Genomic DNA, 18,892 nt, shown 5'->3' on the forward strand with positions numbered 1-18,892 from the left:
GAAACGGACATGGCCGGTACGCGGGGCGGGTGCTGCCGGGGGAACCCGGCAGCACCCGTTCGCCACCGCGCCTACGGGGCGTCGGCCGCGCAGTCGGCGGGCGACGTGCCCGGGTCCGTCAGTGCGAGACCGAGCTGGGCGCGTTCGGTGACCCAGCGGCTCGGGCGATGGCGCGGATCGCCCGTCGTGCGGTGCAGGGCCCGGTGCAGCTCCAGCATCCGGTCCGCGCCGATCCGGTCGCCCCAGGCCAGCGGGCCGACGGGGTAGCCGAGCCCGGCGGTGACGGCCAGGTCGATATCGGCGGGAGCGGCGATGGAGCGCTCCGCGATCCCTGCCGCGACCGAAACGATCGAGGCGAGCAGCCGCTGGGCGACCGAGCCCGCCGTGTCCCGCACCACCGACACCGCCCACGGCTCCTCGCCCTGTGCCGCGCGGGCCAGCACCGCGCGGGCGTCACGCGCGGCGGCCGGGTCCGTCGCCGGGGTCACGGCCAGCACCCGGCGCCGGCCGGCCGCGGCCAGCGGGTCCACGCCGAAGGCGCGCCCCGCGGGCAGCCCGTGTCCGGCGACCGCGGCGGCCACCGTGGTGCCCCAGACCGGAACCAGCACCAGGGCGTCGGCGGACGGCCCGTCGCCGGTCTCGACGACGGCGCCCGCGGCGGTCAGCGCGGTCCGCAGCGCGGCCGCGTCCCGCTCCTGCCCCTCCGTGCCGTGCACGAACACCGGGCGGTCCGCGTCGCCGGTGACCGGCGGCTCCGGAGCGGGGGCGGGGGCCTCGGGGCCGTACGCGTACCAACCGCGCCCGGTCTTGCGGCCCTGCAGCCCGGCCGCCACCCGGTTCGGGGTGAGGTAGGAGGGGCGGAGCCGGTCCGCGTGACGGAAGCCCAGCCAGATCGAGTCGATCACCGCGGCCGTCACATCCAGGCCGGTGAGGTCCATCAGCTCGAACGGGCCCATCCGCAGGCCCAGTACGTCACGGGCGATCCGGTCGATGTCCGCCGGATCGCCGGCCGTCTCCTCCAGCAGCGCGAGCGCCTCGGTCACCAGCCCGCGCCCGGCGTGGTTGACGAGGAAGCCGGGGGTGTCGGCGACGGTGACCGCGCGATGGCCGCAGCTCTCGACGAGTGCGGTGAGGGCCGGCGGGATCTCCGGGCGGGTGGCGGCGCCGGGCACGATCTCGACGATCTTCATCAGCGGCACCGGGTTGAAGAAGTGCAGCCCGGCCAGGCGCGTCGGGTCCTCCAGCGCCGCGGCGATCCGGGTGACCGACAGGGACGAGGTGTTGGTCGCGAAGACGGCCGTCGCGGGCAGCGCCTTCTCCAGCCGGCCGAACACCTCCGTCTTGGTGTCGAGGTCCTCCCGCACGGCCTCGACGACCAGCTCCACGTCCGGGCCCTGCGCCCACGGGTCGTCGAGCGGGACCAGCCGCTCCAGGGTGGCGGCGCTGTCCTCGGCGGACATCCGGCCCTTCTGGACGGCCCGTTCGAGCATCGACCGTACGAAGTCCACGGCGGCCGTCACGGCCTCCGTGCGCACATCGCACAGCTCGACGGTGTGTCCGGCGGTCGCCGCCCACTGGGCGATGCCGCGGCCCATGGCCCCGGCGCCGACGATCCTGATACGCATGGCGGTTGCGGTCCTCTCGCGGTGTGACATGTGACCTGTCTGGGCTGGCGGGTGTGACATGTGACCTGTCCAGGCTGGCGGGTGTGACATGTGACCTGTCCAGGCTGGCGGGTGTGACATGTGATCCGTCCGGGTTGGCGGGTGTGACATGTGACCTGTCCAGGCCGACGGGTGTGACATATGCCCCGTCCAAGCGAACGGGTGCGACACGTGATCCGTCTCAGCGAAGATAGACGCGGCCCGGGTCCACGTCCTCACGCAGCAGCCGGAGTTCGGCCGCGGTCGGCGGCGGGACCGTGTCGACCGTGTCGGCCACCTTCAGGTCCCAGCCGGTGGCCGCCCGTACCTGTTCGACGGTGACGCCGGGGTGGACGGCGACCAGGCGGAGCTCCTCGCCGACGCCCGCGCGGGCCAGGATGCCCAGTTCGGTGATGACCCGGGTGACTCCGGCGCCCAGTGGCCGGATGCCCTCGGCCAGTGCCCGGTCGGGGCCGGGCGTGGTGCAGAAGTCCAGGTTCCCGGTGAAGGAGCGTGGGTTGTGGCGGCGCATCACCACGAAGACCTCGCGGGAGTTGGCCATCACCTCGATGCCGCCGCCGGAGCCGGGCAGCCGGACCGAGGGGCTGTCCCAGTCACCGATCACGGAGGTGTTGAGGTTGCCCCACCGGTCGATCTGCGCGGCGCCCAGGAACCCCACGTCGATATGGCCGCCCTGCAGGACGCAGCCGAAGAGCGCGGGCATCGACAGCACCGCCTCGGCGCCGGTGATCAGGACCGCGTCGGCGATGGTCTCCGGCAGGTGCGAGGGGTGCGCGCCGCAGACCCCGGACTCGTATACGACCTCGATCTCCGGGGCGACCGTCAGATGGGCCAGCTCGGTGGCGAGCGTCGGCAGTCCGATGCCGGCGAACACGGTGCGGCGCGCGGCCAGTTCGCGGGAGGCGACGACGGAGAGCAGCTCCGAGGAGGTGATGGCGTCCGGTGCGGTGGTGGTCGTGGTCGTCGTGGTCGTCGTCATGGGGCGTTCCCTCTCCCGTTCCGTTTCCGTCGGCCGTGCGGTCCGCCCGTTCACAGCCGCCGCCCGTAGTTCACGGGCAGGCTCAGCGCCTCGCCGACCGCCAGGCCCGCCCAGAACTCCTCGCCGAGCCTGTCGACGTACTCCGCGTGGTCGGCCGTCCCCAGCACCCATTCCGCCAGCCAGTCCTGGAGCCGCTGCGGATCCTTGCTGATGTGCGACCAGGCGCGGTAGAAGGCGTTGTCCCGGTCGTAGTACCCCTGCGCGAAGGAGGGGTGGGCGCCGCGCGGGCAGACGACGACCGCGTCGACCGCGTGGGCGGGGACGAGCGTACGGTTCGGGTCCGAGCGGATCACCTCGTCGTCGACGATCTCCTCCACGACGACGATCGCCTTCTCGGCCGCGTACACCGCCTCGGCCTGGATGCCGGTCAGGCCCCACATCTGGGTGTTGCCGCTGCGGTCGGCGCGCTGGGCGTGGATGATCGTCACGTCCGGGTTGACCGGCGGTACGACGTAGATCTGCTCGGGCTCGCCGTCCGGACCGGGGTAGGGCGAAGTGACCTTGCGCAGACCGCTGTTGACGGACGGCAGGTCGCTTCCGCCGTAACTGCGCAACGGGTGGAACGGCAGTCGCTGCGCGCCGGCCAGGTAGCGGCAGATCATCCCGTAGTGGCTGTACTCCTCGAAGGCGAGCGGCGCGGGCTCGCCGGTCTCGATGCGGCGGCGCAGCTCGCCGAGCGATCCGGCGGAGGAGTTTCCGACGAAGGAGGAGACCAGCCGCGAGACACAGCCCGCGGCGATCATCTGGTCCACCACGATGTCCGCGGTCATCCGGACCACGGTGAGGTCCCGGCGGCCCTGACGGATGATCTCGTGACCTGCGGCGGTCGGGACGAGATGGGTGAAGCCTTCGAGACAGACGGTGCCGCCGTCGTGGACGAAGGCGGCTATCGCCGCCTTCATCGACATCGTCTTGTCTTTCCGGTCCGTCGTGGCCACGGTGCTCCTCCGGCTCTGCTTGCGCGTCCTGGTATACGCGTCGCCCCACCGTGTCAGCGGCTATTGATTGCTGTCCAATACCAAATTAAGGTCGCATCAAGACGTCTGACTAATGAATCGGATCAGTGGGTCCGGCCGGCGACGGCCGGTGATCGAAACCGAAGGGAAGCGCGCATGGAGCTGCGTCATCTGTCCGCGTTCGTCGCCGTGGCCGAGGAGCTGCACTTCGGACGGGCGGCGAAGCGCCTGCAGATGGCCCAGCCGCCGCTGAGCCAGCAGATCCGCCAGCTGGAGAAGGAGCTGGGCGTCCAGCTCTTCGAACGCAACACCCGGTCGGTGCGGCTCACCAGCGCGGGGGAGTCCTTCCTCCAGCCGGTCCGCACCGTCCTGGACGACCTGGACACCGCGGTGCGCGCCGCGAAGGCGGCGGGCCGCGGCGAGTACGGCCGGGTCACCATCGGCTTCGCGGGCGCCTCCAGCCACGAGACGCTGCCGCACCTCACCAGGGCCGTGCGCGCCGCCCACCCCGCCCTCGAACTGGTCATGAGAGGCCAGACCTACGCCAATGTCGCCCTGGACCGGGTCGCCGACGGCTCGCTCGACCTGGGCTTCGTCCGGCTGCCGGTGACCCAGCCGGGAGTGGCGTACCGGGTGATCGACGAGGAGGAGCTGGTCTGCGCGCTGCCCTTCGACCACCGACTCGCCCGGCTGGAGAGCGTCCCCATCGACGTCCTGGCCGAGGAGCCCTTCGTCTCCTTCCCCGCCAACACCGGCTCCACGGTGCGCGACGCGATGGTCGGGGCCTGCGAGGCCGCCGGATTCAACCCCCGGGTCGTCCAGGAGGCGCCCGACTCGTACACCATCCTGGCGCTGGTCGCCGCGGGCGTCGGCGTCACGCTCACCGTCACCTCCGTCCAGCACATCCAGCAGAACGGACTCGTCTACCGGCCCCTTTCCGGCCCGCCGATCCGGCTCCAGGCGGCGCTGGCCTGGCGGGCCGACAACCCTTCCGCCGCGCTGCGGGCGGTACTCGCCGTGGCGGAGGACGCCCTGCCCACGCCGACGGGCCCGGCCGAGGGGTGAACCACCGCAGGCCGACGCCGCATTGAGACGCGCCACGTCTTGAACCAGGGCGAACTGGATATTGGACCGACTCAGTCGCCGGGTGCAAGGGTCGGCGGCAAACGCCCTCGCCACCGAAAGGTCACGCCGTGCCCGACCAGCAGCTCGATGTCGTCATCTGTGAACCACTGCGTACCCCCATCGGCCGGTTCGGCGGGGTGTTCGCGCAGCAGACGCCGGCCGTACTCGCCGCACGCGTCATCGCCGAGGTCGTGGCCCGTACCGGTATCGACCCCGCCGCCGTCGACGAGGTGATCCTCGGCCACTCCTACCCGTCCGCCGAGGCCCCCGCCATCGGCCGGGTCGCCGCCCTCGACGCCGGGCTGCCCCAGACCGTCACCGGTTCCCAGGTCGACCGCCGCTGCGGCTCGGGCCTCCAGGCCGTGCTCGACGCGGCGATGCAGATCCGGGCCGGCTTCAGCGAGGTCGTGATCGCCGGCGGAGTCGACGTGATGAGCGCCGCCCCGTACTACACCCACGACGGCCGCTGGGGCATCAAGGGCCCCGGCCTCCAGCTCCACGACTCGCTGGCCCGGGGCAGGGTCACCGCGGGCGGCGTCAACCACCCCGTACCGGGCGGCATGATCGAGACCGCCGAGAACCTCCGGCGCGAATACGGCATCAGCCGCGCCGACCAGGACGCCCTCGCCCTGCGCTCCCAGCAGCGGGCCGGCCGGGCGGCGGCCGAGGGACGGTACGCCGCCGAGACCGTCCCCGTCACCGTACGCACCCGCAAGGGCGAGACGGTCGTCACCGCCGACGAGCACCCCCGCCCCGACACCACCGCCGAACAACTCGCCGCGCTGCGCCCGATCATGGCGAAGTCCGACCCGGAGGCGACCGTCACCGCGGGCAACGCCAGCGGCCAGAACGACGCGGCCGCCGCCTGCCTGGTCACGAGCGCGGCCACCGCCGAACGGCTCGGCCTCACCCCGCTGGTCCGCCTGGTCTCCTTCGCCCGTGCCGGGGTGCCCGCCGCCACGATGGGCATCGGCCCCGTCCCGGCGACCCGGGCCGCTCTGGACCGCGCCGGACTCACCCTCGCCGACCTCGACCTGATCGAGCTCAACGAGGCCTTCGCCGCCCAGGTGCTGGCCTGCACCCGCGAGCTGGGCCTCGGCGAGAAGGACCACGAGCAGCGCATCAACGTCAACGGCTCCGGCGTCTCCCTCGGCCACCCGGTCGGCGCCACAGGCGCCCGCATCCTCGCCACGCTCACCCGTGAGCTGCACCGCCGCGAGGCGCGGTACGGCCTGGAGACCATGTGCATCGGCGGCGGGCAGGGCCTTGCAGCGATCTTCGAGCGGATCGCTGCCTGAGATCCGGTCAGTGAGATGTCACAGGTGCAGTGAGACGCGTGACGTCTCACTGCACCAGTAATTCGGTATTGGACCGTTCTAGGTCCCGGCTGGCACCGTAACGCCATCACCCCCACCGCCGCGGCCCTCCCCGGTTTCACCGATGCGTCCCCACGCATCCCCGAGCACCATCAGGCATCCCCGCGCAGCGCTACACAGCCCCGCGCGGTCCCACTCAGCTCCACGCAGCCCCGCGCGGCGACGGGCGTCTCGGGCGACGCCCCTTCTCGTCCCCTGCCTTCTCGTCCCCTGCCATCCGTTCGATCAATGACGTTCACGGGAGCCACCATGAGTGCGTCCACCGCCAGCGCACGAGAGCGCACAAGAGCCGCAAACCGTGCCGGATTCGGTGCTTTCATCGGTTCGACCATCGAATGGTTCGACTTCTACATCTACGGGACGGCGGCCGCGCTCGTCTTCGACAAGGTGTTCTTCCCCGAGCTGGACGGCCCGGTGGGAACTCTGGTCGCCTTTGCGACCTTCTGGGTCGGCTTCCTCGCCCGGCCCATCGGCGGGATCGTCTTCGGCCACTACGGCGACCGCCTGGGCCGCAAGAAGACCCTGGTCATCACCCTGCTGATGATGGGCATCTCGACCACCGCGATCGGTCTGCTGCCGAGCTACGCCTCCATCGGCATAGCCGCGCCGATCCTGCTGGTCGCCATCCGCATGGTGCAGGGCATCGGCCTGGGCGGTGAGTGGGGCGGTTCCGTACTGATCGCCTCCGAGCACGCCCCGAAGGGCAAGTCGGTGCTGTACGGGGCGTTCGCCCAGCAGGGCTCGCCGGTGGGCAACACCCTCTCCACCCTGAGCTTCCTCGCCATCAGCCGGCTGCCCGACTCCGCGCTCGTCTCCTGGGGCTGGCGGGTGCCGTTCCTCTTCTCGGCCGCCCTCGTCATCGTCGGGCTCTTCGTCCGGCTGAAGGTCGCCGAATCCCCGGCGATGGCGAAGCTCATCGAGAAGAAGGAGGTCGTCAAGCTTCCGCTGACCGAGGTCCTGCGCACCCAGCCCATGCTGATCGTCCTCGGCATCGGCGCCTGCACGATCGGGCTGTCGGCCACCTACTTCAAGTCGACGTTCGCCCTGTCCTGGGCCACCTCGGCGCTCAGCTTCGACCGCAGCTCGTTCCTGACGATCATCCTCGTCGCCAACATCACCCAGATCATCGTCCAGCCCTTCGGTGCCCTGATCGCCACCCGCATGAAGAGCTGGTCCCGCGCGGTGACCGTGATGCTGGTGCCCGAGCTGATCCTGATGCCGGTGATGTTCCTGCTGATCCGCACCGAGAACTACGGCCTCGCGATGCTCGGCGTCGCCGTCGCCACCATCCCGCACTGCCTCTACTACGCGGCCCTGGCCGGCATGCTCGCCAGCCGCTTCCCGGCCCACCTGCGCTACACCGGCATCTCGCTGTGCTACCAGCTCTGCGGGACGCTGCTCGGCGGCACGACCCCGATCATCGGCCAGTTCCTGCTCAACCGCACCGGCTCGATCACCGCCGTCATCGCCTACGCCATCTTCCAGGTGGCGCTGACCCTGGGCTGCATGCTCCTGCTGCTCAAGCGCCCCAACCACGACGAGCAGGGCGCCGAGCCCGTCGCCGCCGCGGCACGCACCGCGACCGCCGCCGTCTGACCCCCGCCCCACGAGAAGAGACGAGAGGACGGCCGCCATGCCGCTGACCGTTGACGGCATCCCGGAGATCCTCGCGCTGGACGGGCGCGACCTCGGGCACTCCGACTGGAAGGAGATCACCCAGGAACTCATCGACGCCTACGCGGACGTCTCCGGGGACCACCAGTGGATCCACACCGACGTCGAACGCGCCGCGTCCGGCCCGTACGGACGGACCATCGCCCACGGGTACATGGTGCTCAGCTGGGGTATTCCGATGTTCGCCGAGCTGCTCCGGGTCGAGGGGGTGGGCCGCGCCCTCAACTACGGGCTCGACCGGGTCCGTTACCCGGCTCCGGTGCCGGTCGGCAGCCGGGTCCGGCTGCATGCCGCCGTCGCCGGGGTGAAGGAGGTCGCGCGCGGCGGTGTGGAGATGGCGCGGGCGTTCACCTTCGAGCTCGAAGGGTCCGAGAAGCCGGCCTGTGTGGCCCGGTCGCTGACCCACTTCTACCCGTAGGACGGCCGTGAGCGCGGGCGGGCCGGAACAGTGTCGTCCACTGTTCCGGCCCGCCCCACGCGCGTCCCTGGGCAGGTCAGCCTGCCGCCGTCGTACGCGGGGCCGAGTCCCGCCCCGCCACTGTCACCGCCCCGCCACTGTCACCGCCTCGCCGCAGTCACCGCCCCGCCACTGTCACCGCTCCGCCGCCGTCACCGCGAGATGGTCCCGCTCGGCGTCCGGATCGGTGAGCCGGTTCAGCCGGGCCGGTACGTCGAACCCGACCAGCAGCACCACGATCACCGTGCCCGCGAAGGTCAGCACGGCCAGCGCCTGCCCCAGATCCATCCCGGACGCCAGATGCGCCCCCAGCACCGGGGCCACCGCACCGCCCAGCGCCCCCACGTTGTACGTGAAGCCGAGCGCGGCACCCCTGCTCGCGGTCGGGAAGTGCCCGCCGATGTAGCGGGGCAGCAGCCCGGAGATGCCGAAGCTGGTCGCCTGGAGCAGGAACAGCAGGACGCCGGGCAGCAGCAGGTTGTCGTGCACGGCGAAGACCGGGTAGACGAACGCCAGCGACGCGAGCAGGGTCAGCGCGTACGCCTTCTTCGCCCCGATCCGGTCGCCGAGGAAGCCCGCGGTCCAGCAGCCGACCATGGTCCCGAAGCCCGCGAAGTACAGGACGTCGGTGACCTGGTCGGTGGAGTAGCCGAGTTCGGTCTTCAGATACGTGGGCAGCAGCGCCTGGATCGGCCACGAGTACAGGAACGCGAAGAACAGCGTCACGATCATCGACAGATAGAGCACCCAGCCGCGCTTCCCGCCCAGCTGCACGGCGAACGCGGCGAGCGTCAGCCCGGCCACCACCGAGAGCACCGGAACAGTCCCGGCCCCGCCCGGGGTGAAGACCAGGAAGAGCGAGACGGTGGCGAGGACCACCAGGACCGTATTGACCACGGCCCGGCCCCGGGTCGAGAACAGCGGCCGGAACGGGTTGGGCCTGTCCTCCCGCTCCGCGACGCTCTCCGTCCATTCCTCTGCCTCCGGCAGCGCCCGCCGCATCCACAGCGCGATGGCGATAGGTATCAGCCCGAGGTAGAACATCCACCGCCAGCCGAGCGAGGGCACCACCCAGTTGTAGACCTGTGCGGCGAGCACCGAACCGACCGAGAACCCGGAGATCAGGAAGCCGCTGGCCCGGCTGCGGAGCCTGGCCGGCCAGCTCTCCATGACGTACGTGGCGCTGGCGCTGTACTCACCGGCCATGCCCATGCCGATGGCCAGCCGGGCGGCGAACAGGCTCTGGTAGTTCCAGGCGAATCCGCAGGCGAAGGTGCCCAGCGAGTAGAGCAGGATGCTCAGGACCATGGAGAGCTTGCGGCCGTACCGGTCGCCGATGGCGCCGAGCACCGCACCGCCCAGCCAGCGGGTGATGAACGCGCCGGAGATCAGGCTGGCGGCCTGCACCGTGCTCAGCCCGAAGTCGTCACTGATCTCGGTGAGCACGAGGGTGATCAGCACGAAGTCGAAGCCGTCGAGGACATAGCCGATCCAGGCGGCGAGGAACGACTTCCACTGGGTGCCGCTCACTTCTCGGTACCAGCGGAGCTTGGCGGGTGATGTGGTCTGCACGGTGACTCCAGGGTGCGGGACGGCGCTCGTCGTTGAGCGGCCGGCCCGCGTGGTGGGGGCAGGTCAGGGCCGGGCGATGGCCGCCACGAAGCGGGCGGTCAGCGCGGTGGGTGCGGTGATGGCGGTGCCGACGACGACGCTGTGCGCGCCGCGTGCCAGGGCTTCGGCGGCGTCCTCGGGGGTGTTGATACGGCCTTCGGCGACCACCGGTACGTCGATCGCGGCGGCGAGCGCGGTGACCAGGCCGAGATCGGGGCCGGGCTGATCCGGCGGGCCCGGCACGTAGCCGGAGAGGGTGGTGGAGACGAAGTCCGCGCCCTGCGCGGCCGCCGTGATGCCCTCGGCGAGCGTGGAGACATCGGCCATCACCAGCGCACCGGCCCCGTGCACCGCCGCGACCAGCCCGGCGAAGGTGGAGCCGTCCGGGCGCGGCCGGTCGGTGGCGTCGGCCGCGACGACATCGGCGCCGGCCTCGGCCAATGCCAGGGCGTGCCGGACGGTCGGGGTGATGTAGACGCCGACGTCGCCGTCCTTCCACAGGCCGATGACCGGCAGATCCACGGCCCCGGCGATCGCGGCGACGACCTCGGGCTCATTGGCGCGGATCGCGGCGCCGCCTCCGGCGACGGCCGACCGGGCGAGCCGGACGAGCGTGCCGGTCTCCCGCATCGGGTCGCCGGGGGGTGCCTGGCAGGACACGATCAGCTTGCCCCGCAGGGCGTCGGCCAGTTCCTGAGCGGTCATCGAAGGGCTCCCGGGTGGTGGAGGGGAAGTGTGGTGGTCAGGGCGGCGGCGCCGAGCACCGCCGCGTCGGCGCCGAACCGCGGCGCCCGGGGCGCGAGCCCGCGCAGCGGCGGCATCAGCTCCGCGGTGAGGGCGGCGGCCAGGGCGTCCCCGTACAGCGGGCCGATCCGCGGCACACCGCCGCCGACGACGACCCGGTCGGGCCCCAGCGCGTTGGCGAGCCCTCCGAGCACCCGGCCGGTGGCGGCGGCGCCGGTGGTGATGGCGCGGACGGCCGCCGCGTCGCCCTCGGCGGCGCGGGCGGCGACGGTTTCGAGCCGGTCCACGGGGGCGCCGGTCAGCCGCTCGTAGTGGGCGGCGATGCCGGGCCCGGAGGCGATGACCTCCAGATGCCCGGTCGCGCCGCAGGTGCAGGCCAGTCCGGCGGCCTCGGGGCTGGACAGATGGCCGAGGTGCCCGGCGAGCCCGGAGGCGCCGTGCAGCATCCGCCCGTCCACGGCGACCGCGCCGCCCACCCCCGTACCGACGGCCACGAAGAGCAGCGAGCCGCGCCCCGGGTGCTGCGCGGTCAGCGCCGCGAGCTCCGGTCCGGCCGTGGCGCGTACGTCGTTGTCGCAGGCCACCGGGTATCCGGTACGGTCCGCCAGGCCGGCGCCCAGTGCGGTGCCGGCCCAGCCGAGGATGGAGTCGGTGGCGCTGGTGACCATGCCGGTACGGGGGTCGACGACCCCGGCCGCCGCGATGCCGAGCGCCGTGGCCAGCCGCCCGGGATCGACGGCCGTGGCCGCCCCGGCGAGCGCGTCCAGCACGGCCGCCGCGCCGTTCCGGGCCGGGGTGGGCCGGGTGTGCCGGGCCAGGACCGCGCCGTCCGGGCCGAACAGGGCGGCGGCGATCTTCGTACCGCCGAGGTCGAGCCCGACCACCGTGCGACCGGTGCCACCGGCGGACGGCCGGGAGCGGTCGTCGTTCATCGGACCGGCGGCAGACCGGCGGCGCACAGGCGCTCGGCGACCAGGGCGACGGACTCGGCGCCGAGCTGGATCTGCGGGAACGCCGTGTCACCGCAGGCGATGACGCCGAGCAGCCGGAGCGCCGCCTTGAAGGAGCCGAGCGCCGAGGAGCTGCGGCCCATGTCCGCCTCCGGGCCGACGTCGACCATGGCGAACAGCTCCACCAGCCGCTCCTGCTCCTCGGCGGCCGACTCCCAGTTCCCGGCCCGCGCGGCGTCGTAGAGCCGTACGTATCCGGCCGGGTCGACATTGCCGATGCCGGGCACCACACCGTCGGCCCCGGCCAACAGGGCTGCGTCCACGGTGAGTTCGGATCCGGTGAGGATGCTGAACCGGGGCGCCGGGCCGTCCGCGCGGCCCTCGCGGCCGCCGAGCTCCACGATCAGCCGGCGCAGTCCGCCCTCGTCGCCGCTGCTGTCCTTGAGGCCGGCCAGCGTGCCGTCCTCGGCGAGCTCGCGCACCAGCGCGGGGGAGAGCTTGCTGTGCACGGCGACCGGGATGTCGTACGCGAACAGCGGCAGGTCGACCGCCGCGCGCAGCCGCCTGAAGTGCTGGGCGATCTCCTTGCCGTGGGTGCGGGTGTAGAACGGCGCGGTCGCGACCAGGGCGTCCGCGCCGAGCCCGGCGGCCGACCTGGCGTGCTCGACGACGCGGGCGGTCGTGGTGTCGATGACACCGGCCAGCACCGGAACCCTGCCGTCGGTCGCCCCGACCACGGTCGCCAGTGCCGTGGCGCGCTGCTCGTCGGTGAGGTAGGCGACCTCGCTGGTGGACCCGAGCGCGAACAGCCCGTGCACACCCCCGTCGATGAGGTGGTCGACGAGGCGGGCGAGGGACGCGGTGTCGACCTCCCCCCGGGGGTCGAGCGGGGTGCAGACCGGCGGGACGACGCCGTGCAACGGTGAGGTCAGGGGCATGGTGACGGGCTCCAGTTGGGTCGAGGCTCGGTCGGGGGTTCGGGCGAAGGCTCGGTCGACGCGCCGGTCCGTGCCCGGAACGGCTGCATGGACCGAGACGTGAGACGTAAGATGTCCTATGTCCGGCTCACCTTAAACAGATGCTCCTGCGAACGGTCAAGGGGCAATCGCACCTCGGGAGGTCGTTGTGTCGCGCCCCACCATGGCTCAGGACATAGAGCGCCGGGTCAAGGAACTGATCCTGGAACGCAGGCTCGCCCCCGGCGACGCACTGCCCACCGAGACCGAGCTGATGGATCTCTTCGGGGCCGGCCGGGTCTCGGTGCGCGAGGCCCTCAAGGCACTCCAGGCCGTCAACGTCGTGGAGATCCGCCGGGGCTTCGGGACCTTCGTCGGCTCGCTCTCGCTGTCCCCCTTCGCCGAGGGGCTCGCCTTCCGCGCCGCGGTCCGTCACCGGCAGGGCGAACCGGGCCTCTTCGAGCTGATGAAGGTCCGGGAGGCACTGGAGGCCGGTCTGGTCGGCGCCGTCACGGCCGGCATCCCCGACGAGGACCTCGACGTGCTGCGCGGTCTGGTCGCGAAGATGGAGCGCGAGGCCCGTGACGGCGGCCGGGTCGCACGCTCCACCGACCGCGCCTTCCATCTCGCGCTCTACGCCTCGCTCGACAACCACCTGCTCAGCGAGGTGCTCGACGCGTTCTGGGCGGCCATGGACCGGGTGCGAGAGGACCTCGACGACGGCCATCAGGACCCGGTGGCCACCTGCGCCCAGCACCGCGAGATCGTCGAGGCGGTCGCCGCGGCCGACGGCGAACGAGCGGCCCGCGCCATGCGCACCCACTTCGACGGCATCCGCACCCGCCTCGAACCGTCGCCCCTCGGGTAGCCGGGCGCGCCCGGCCGGGAGCCCTCGCCGGACCCGCAACCGTTCCTGGCCCCGTGGGCGGGCGTGCCCGCCCGCTTCTCACCGCCCCGGCGTCGCCCCGGTGATCGCGGTGACGGCCATCCGTACCGCCCGGTCCGTCACTGCCCCGGAGTCGTCGCCGTTCTCGATCGCCGTTGTCGCCGCGTTGACGATTCCCTGGAGGAGCAGCGCCGTGCGTCGCGGGTCCTCCTCGCCCAGCTCGGTCAGCGCGCCGATCAGCGGGGTGAGCAGCTCCCGGTGCGCCCGCACCGCGCTCTCCCGCACCACCGCCTCGTCCCGGACGCCGGCCAGTGCCCGGGCGATCCGGTGCTCTCCGCCGCGCACCAGCTCCAGCTGGGACGACACATAGGCGGCGATCTTCTCCTCGGGCGTGCCGGCCGCCGACATGCCCGCACGGATGGCGTCCGTCCAGCGGGGCATCGCGTCCTCGACGACCGCGGCGAGCAGTTCGGGGCGGCCGGGGAAGTACTTGTACAGGCTGTTGCGGGCGAGGCCCGTCGCCCTGGCGACCGCGGTGAAGGTCACGGCCTCGGCGTCGCCGCCCTCCAGCAGTTCACGCGCCGCCCGCACCAGGGCCAGCCGCTGCTGGGCGTGGTGCTCGGCGACGGTGGCGGCATTGATCCTGGGCACCGGCCCAGTCTAGAAGCCCGGCGCACTTCCGACCCCACTTGGCGACGCGGCGTCCCCATCATCTATGTTGGCGACGCACCGTCCCTAACATCGATCCATCGAAGGGAACCACCGTGTTCCTCGCTCTGCTGGAGCTGCGCGCCGCCCGAGGGCGCTTTCTGCTCATGGGGTCCGTCGTGGTGCTCGTCGCCGCACTCGTCGGCATCGTCTCCGGCTTCACCACCGGCCTGGGTGACGACACCATCTCCGCGCTGCGCCGCCTCCCGGCCGCGCAGCTGGTCTTCTCCTCGGACGCCCGGTCCGACCAGTTCGCCCGCAGTCTCCTCGACGAGAAGACCGCCGCCGCCTGGCGCGCGGACGCGGACACCGAAACGACCCCGCTGGGTGTCGCCATCACCCGCGGCACGACGAACCGCGGCGCCGAGGTCGACCTCGCCGCCTTCGGCGTCGAGCCCGGCTCCTTCCTCAACCCCTCGGTCACCGACGGCGACGGCCTCACGGACGGGAAGCCGGACAGCATCGTGATGTCCGCCGAACTCGCCGACGAGGGCGTACGCGTCGGCGACACCCTGATCATCGACCGGCTCGGCATCCAACTGCGCGTCGTCGGGCTGACCGAGCGCTCCGCCTACGGCCATGTGCCCGTCGCCTACGTCCCGCTGAAGACCTGGCAGCGCATCCGCTTCAGCACCCCGGGCGCCCCGGCGTCCGCCGCCGCCACGATCCCCGACCAGTTCAGCGCCCTGGCCCTGCGCACCCCGCCGGCCAAGACCTCGGCCGCCACCCTCGACGCGCGGCACTCCACCACCACCCTCACCAAGGAGAAGGTGTACGAGGCGGCCCCCGGCTACACCGGCGAGCGCGTCACCATGAACTCGATCCAGATCTTCCTCTACCTGATCGCCCCGCTCGTGGTCGGCGCCTTCTTCGCCGTGTGGACCGTGCAGCGGCAGCCCGAACTCGCCCTGCTGCGCGCACTGGGCGCCTCCCGTCGGCGGCTCCTCGCCCACACCGTGCTCCAGGCGGCCCTGGTAGTCGTCCTCGGCACCGCGGCGGGCGCCGTGCTCGCCGGAGCGGTCGGGCTGCTGGTCGGTGAACAGGTGCCGTTCAGCCTGCCCGCCACCACCCTCGCCGGCACCATGTGCACCGTCGTCGCCGTCGGTCTCGCGGGCACCGTCCTGACCCTGCGCCGGGTCACCCGAGCCGACCCGCTGACCATGCTGGGAGCCAACCGATGAGCCTCGAACTGACCGGTGTCACCGTCGAGTTCGGCAGTGCCGACGCCCGTACCACCGTCCTCGACGGCCTCGACGCCACCTTCGAACCCGGCCGCATGACGGCCCTCGTCGGCCCGTCGGGCTCCGGCAAGTCGACGCTGCTCGCCGTCGCGGGAGCGTTGCTGCGGCCCACCGCCGGGCAGGTACTGCTGGACGGCGAGGACCTCGCCGGGCTCAGCGACGCCCAGCGCGCCAGGGCCCGCCGGGAGCGGATCGGCTACATGTTCCAGAGCGGCAACCTGCTCTCCGGACTGACTGCCGTCGACCAGCTGCTCGCCGCCGTGTACATCGGCGGCCGACGCCCCCGCACGCACCGGACCCGAGCCGAGGAGGCACTGACCCGGGTGGGCCTCGGCCACCGCCTGCGCCACCGCCCCGAACAGCTCTCCGGCGGCGAACGCCAGCGGGTCGCCCTGGCCCGTGCGCTCTTCCTCTCCCCGAAGCTGCTGCTGATCGACGAACCGACGGCGGCCGTCGACCGCTCGCAGGCCGGTGAACTGGCCGCGCTCCTCGCCGGACGCACCCGCCAGGACGACTGCGTCACGGTCGTCGCCACGCACGACCCGGCCGTCGCGGAGGCCGCCGACCGGGTCGTGGACATGGCCGAACTGGCCGCCGACGCGACCCGGTCCGCACCGCCCGGCCGCTGAACCCGCCATCTACCGCTGCGGCTGACCCCGCCTCTTGCCGCTGCCGCTGAACCCGCCGTCACCGCTGTCGCCGGACGCTGCCGTACAGATAGCTGTCGTCGCCGTCCAGCGCGGCACGGCTCAGCGCCGCCACCTCGGCGGGCCCCATCGCCGGCCAGTCGGGCGCGTTCTCGACCAGCGCACGCCCCAGCCTGCGGCCGAGGCCGACCAGGCGGGCCCCCTCGGCGGAACGCTCGTCCGCGTACCGGTGCAGGGCCTCGGCCGCCGAGGCGGAGGCGCGCAGCGACCGCTCCAGACACAGCGCGTCCTGGAGCGCCTTGACCGCCCCGCTCGCGGTGTGCGGCCGGGTCACGCTCGCCGCGTCGCCGGCCAGCAGGAAGGGGGGTTCCGCCGCCCGGGGCACCACGAAGTCGGCCACCGGGTGGAGCGCCTGGGAGGTGTGCTCGCCCCGGGCGACGATGTCGGCCCACTCGGCGGGGAAGTGCTCCTCGGCGATGTCCCGCACGTACGCGGCGGAGACCGGGGCGTCCGGCGCCGTTCCGGCGTGCGGGGGAGAGGCGTAGACGGCGTACGCCAGCAGCCGGGAACCCGTGGACGCTCCCGGGATCAGATAGAAGACACCGTGCCCGCCGGGGAAGCCCAGGGTGACCCAGGAGCTCTCCAGCAGTTCCAGTTGCGCCGGATGGTCACGCAGGGCGGCGGCCGGGATCGTGCCCCGCCAGACCAGATACCCGGCGGGAACCGGCCGCACCTCGGGTGCGACCAGCTCGCGGGTGACTGACCGGTGCCCGTCCGCCCCGACGACGAGGTCGTACTCCCGCTCGCCGGCCGCGGTACGGATCACGGCACCGCCCGAGGCCGTATGCCCGACAGAGGCGACGGGCCGCCCGCGGTGGTAGGCGCCGCTCCCGGCGTTGGCGCGCAACGCCCGCCACAGCAGCCCCCAGTTGCACGGCGCCACCGGGGCCTGCTGCCGGGCCAGTTCACGCGCCGACCGCCGCCCCGGTGCCCGTGCCAGCCAGACCCGGGTGGCGACCGGGGTCGTCGGCATGTCCGCGCCCAGATACCCGCCCGCGACCAGCTCCCGGTGGAGCGGCGGCGGGATGACGATGCCGAACCCCCGGTCCTGCAACTCGCCGTCGCTGCGCTCGTGGACGGTGACGTCCGCCCCCGCCCGCGCCCCCGCGATCGCCATCGCGCAGCCGGCGATGCTGCCGCCGACCACCCCGATGCGTAAGCCTGTCACTGCCACCGCGTTACCACCTGTTCTGACGCTCCGGGAGGTGCTGAACGCCCTCATCGTCGCACCCGGTCCGGCGCGGGACGGGGACACGCGGCACCTCCCGGAGGTGCGGCGCGCTACGGAGCCACGGTCACCGTCGCGCTGCCGGACGCCTGCCTGCCGTTCGCCCGGTACGTGGCGGTGAGCGTGACATCTCCCGAGGCGCCCGCGGCGACCGTCACCGGGACCTTCACATCGGCCCCCTGGCCCGGGTTGAGCGCCGGGACGACGACCTGGCGCGTCGTCCATCCGCCGGGCACCGTGAGATCCATGGTGCCCCGGTCACGGCGCACGTCCATCCGGTTGACCACCCGCACCGTCACCTCGGCGGCGCTGCCTGCCGTCAGTGTCGTGGGCGGGGTGATCGTGATGTCGGCGCAGGTGCCGCCGAGCCACTTCAGGTCGAAGGACGAGTAGGTGATGTGCTGGTAGTCGGCCCGCTCGTAGAGGAGCCCGAGGCGGCCGTCCGCGAGCCGGGTCAGTGTCGAGTAGGCCGCGGCGCCCGGGTCGACGACCTTCCGGATCGGCCAGGTCCTCCCGTTGTCGCAGGACATCTTCACCGTGAGGTTGCGCCGCGCGGAGGCGTCCTCCGTGTTGCTGAACAGCAGCCAGGACGACTGCGGGTCGGACGGCGCGGCATCGGGTGCGTACCGCATCACCGAGGCGTTGTTCGCCGGATCGGTGAGCCGGGTGTCCTTGGTGAACGGGGTGTAGTTGACCCCGCCGTCGGTGGAGTACGCGATCGTCCGGTACGGCTTCGAACGGTTGTTGAGCATGACCCTGCCGTCGGACAGCTCGACGGTCTTGTTCTCGTCACCGCCGGGACCGACCGGATTGCCCATCTTCCACGTCTCGCCGTGGTCGTCGCTGTAGGCGCTGGCCGCGTAGTTGGCGCCGTTGACGCGGACGGCGTACTGCTGGATCAGCCGGCCCTCGTACGGGCCCCGGCGCAGCTGGATGCCCTCGCCGGAGGCCGCGAACATGCCCGCCCAGGCGGGGTTCTTGATCTGCTTGGTGATACGGCGATGGGTCCAGGTCACCCCGTCGTCGTCGGAGTAGCTGTAGTCGGCCTGGAGGACATCGGGGTCGTTCTCGTCGTTGCCGGTGCCCGAACCGAAGAAGCCCTGGTTCACCGAGGCCGCGTAGAACAGGAAGATCCGGCCGGTGGTGCGGTCCACGAGCAGGCTCGGGTCGCCGTAGCCCTTGGGCGCGGCGTCCTTGCGGACCACCTGCTGCGGCTGCCATGTCACACCGTTGTCCGTGCTGCGGCGCAGCACGATGGAGATGTTGCCCGGCAGGTCGCCGAGGGTGGGACGGGCGTCGTAGGCCGCGAGCACCGTGCCCTTGACCGAGGTGGTGAGCGCCGGGATGCGGTAGTGGGGCGAGCCCACTCCGTCGACGGTCAGGTCCTGCGAGGTCAGCTGACCGGGGGCGGGTGAGGCGGCCTGGGCGCTGCCGGTCGCGGTGACCACCAGCATGGCGGCGCTGAGCAGGGCGACGGAGACTTTTCGCTGCATGGACGATCTCTCTTCTCGGAAGGGGGATGTGCTTCTTGGAAGGGAAGGTGCTTCTCGCGAGGGGCGGCGCCCCTCGC

General features: G+C 72.5%; 17 protein-coding genes. 7 read left to right on the forward strand and 10 right to left on the reverse strand.

Going from position 1 to position 18,892, the window contains the following annotated elements:
- Positions 1 to 71: 71 nt before the first annotated feature.
- From EES42_RS29080 to EES42_RS29090, 3 genes are all read right to left on the reverse strand, one after another.
- Complete coding sequence (locus EES42_RS29080) at positions 72 to 1,625, reverse strand: 3-hydroxyacyl-CoA dehydrogenase (protein ID WP_124721243.1); 1,554 nt, start codon at positions 1,623 to 1,625, stop codon at positions 72 to 74.
- 220 nt (positions 1,626 to 1,845) lie between these two features.
- The gene (locus EES42_RS29085) at positions 1,846 to 2,643 is read right to left on the reverse strand and encodes a CoA-transferase subunit beta (RefSeq protein WP_124721244.1); all 798 of its coding nucleotides are present in this window, start codon (positions 2,641 to 2,643) and stop codon (positions 1,846 to 1,848) included.
- 50 nt (positions 2,644 to 2,693) lie between these two features.
- On the reverse strand, positions 2,694 to 3,611 hold the full coding sequence (locus EES42_RS29090; protein WP_124721565.1) for a CoA transferase subunit A: 918 nt from the start codon (positions 3,609 to 3,611) through the stop codon (positions 2,694 to 2,696).
- Between the two features lie 204 nt (positions 3,612 to 3,815).
- Between EES42_RS29090 and EES42_RS29095 the strand changes: the two genes are divergently transcribed.
- From EES42_RS29095 to EES42_RS29110, 4 genes are all read left to right on the forward strand, one after another.
- Complete coding sequence (locus tag EES42_RS29095) at positions 3,816 to 4,724, forward strand: LysR family transcriptional regulator (protein WP_124721245.1); 909 nt, start codon at positions 3,816 to 3,818, stop codon at positions 4,722 to 4,724.
- A gap of 128 nt (positions 4,725 to 4,852) precedes the next feature.
- Complete coding sequence (locus EES42_RS29100; protein ID WP_124721246.1) at positions 4,853 to 6,082, forward strand: acetyl-CoA C-acetyltransferase; 1,230 nt, start codon at positions 4,853 to 4,855, stop codon at positions 6,080 to 6,082.
- 327 nt (positions 6,083 to 6,409) lie between these two features.
- On the forward strand, positions 6,410 to 7,756 hold the full coding sequence (locus tag EES42_RS29105; RefSeq protein WP_124721247.1) for an MFS transporter: 1,347 nt from the start codon (positions 6,410 to 6,412) through the stop codon (positions 7,754 to 7,756).
- 37 nt (positions 7,757 to 7,793) lie between these two features.
- Positions 7,794 to 8,252, forward strand: a complete 459-nt coding sequence (locus EES42_RS29110; protein ID WP_124721248.1) for a MaoC family dehydratase — start codon at positions 7,794 to 7,796, stop codon at positions 8,250 to 8,252.
- Between the two features lie 174 nt (positions 8,253 to 8,426).
- Here the strand turns inward: EES42_RS29110 and EES42_RS29115 are convergent, their stop codons facing one another.
- From EES42_RS29115 to EES42_RS29130, 4 genes are all read right to left on the reverse strand, one after another.
- The gene (locus EES42_RS29115; RefSeq protein ID WP_124721249.1) at positions 8,427 to 9,863 is read right to left on the reverse strand and encodes a sialate:H+ symport family MFS transporter; all 1,437 of its coding nucleotides are present in this window, start codon (positions 9,861 to 9,863) and stop codon (positions 8,427 to 8,429) included.
- A 63-nt stretch (positions 9,864 to 9,926) separates the two neighbouring features.
- Entirely contained in the window at positions 9,927 to 10,607 is a 681-nt protein-coding gene (locus EES42_RS29120; protein ID WP_124721250.1) for an N-acetylmannosamine-6-phosphate 2-epimerase, read from the reverse strand.
- The gene (locus EES42_RS29125) at positions 10,604 to 11,578 is read right to left on the reverse strand and encodes an ROK family protein (RefSeq protein ID WP_124721251.1); all 975 of its coding nucleotides are present in this window, start codon (positions 11,576 to 11,578) and stop codon (positions 10,604 to 10,606) included. The genes EES42_RS29120 and EES42_RS29125 overlap by 4 nt, the downstream gene beginning before the upstream one ends.
- Positions 11,575 to 12,534, reverse strand: coding sequence for a dihydrodipicolinate synthase family protein (locus EES42_RS29130; RefSeq protein ID WP_124721252.1), 960 nt, complete (start codon positions 12,532 to 12,534; stop codon positions 11,575 to 11,577). The genes EES42_RS29125 and EES42_RS29130 overlap by 4 nt, the downstream gene beginning before the upstream one ends.
- A gap of 187 nt (positions 12,535 to 12,721) precedes the next feature.
- Between EES42_RS29130 and EES42_RS29135 the strand changes: the two genes are divergently transcribed.
- Positions 12,722 to 13,420, forward strand: a complete 699-nt coding sequence (locus EES42_RS29135; protein WP_124721253.1) for a FadR/GntR family transcriptional regulator — start codon at positions 12,722 to 12,724, stop codon at positions 13,418 to 13,420.
- Between the two features lie 78 nt (positions 13,421 to 13,498).
- Here the strand turns inward: EES42_RS29135 and EES42_RS29140 are convergent, their stop codons facing one another.
- Complete coding sequence (locus tag EES42_RS29140) at positions 13,499 to 14,089, reverse strand: TetR/AcrR family transcriptional regulator (RefSeq protein WP_124721254.1); 591 nt, start codon at positions 14,087 to 14,089, stop codon at positions 13,499 to 13,501.
- 113 nt (positions 14,090 to 14,202) lie between these two features.
- Between EES42_RS29140 and EES42_RS29145 the strand changes: the two genes are divergently transcribed.
- Positions 14,203 to 15,327 carry an ABC transporter permease gene (locus EES42_RS29145; protein ID WP_124721255.1) on the forward strand — a complete coding sequence of 375 codons (1,125 nt, stop codon included), beginning with the start codon at positions 14,203 to 14,205 and terminating at the stop codon, positions 15,325 to 15,327.
- A complete protein-coding gene (locus EES42_RS29150; protein WP_124721256.1) occupies positions 15,324 to 16,016 on the forward strand; it encodes an ABC transporter ATP-binding protein in 693 nt (230 codons plus the stop codon). The genes EES42_RS29145 and EES42_RS29150 overlap by 4 nt, the downstream gene beginning before the upstream one ends.
- Before the next feature lie 58 nt (positions 16,017 to 16,074).
- Here EES42_RS29150 and EES42_RS29155 read toward each other — a convergent pair whose 3' ends face one another.
- Positions 16,075 to 17,268, reverse strand: coding sequence for an FAD-dependent monooxygenase (locus EES42_RS29155; RefSeq protein WP_241196642.1), 1,194 nt, complete (start codon positions 17,266 to 17,268; stop codon positions 16,075 to 16,077).
- Between the two features lie 107 nt (positions 17,269 to 17,375).
- On the reverse strand, positions 17,376 to 18,815 hold the full coding sequence (locus EES42_RS29160; RefSeq protein ID WP_124721258.1) for a sialidase family protein: 1,440 nt from the start codon (positions 18,813 to 18,815) through the stop codon (positions 17,376 to 17,378).
- Positions 18,816 to 18,892: the final 77 nt, after the last annotated feature.

Origin of the sequence: Streptomyces sp. ADI95-17, assembly GCF_003846175.1 — a bacterium.
Classification (GTDB): domain Bacteria; phylum Actinomycetota; class Actinomycetes; order Streptomycetales; family Streptomycetaceae; genus Streptomyces; species Streptomyces sanglieri.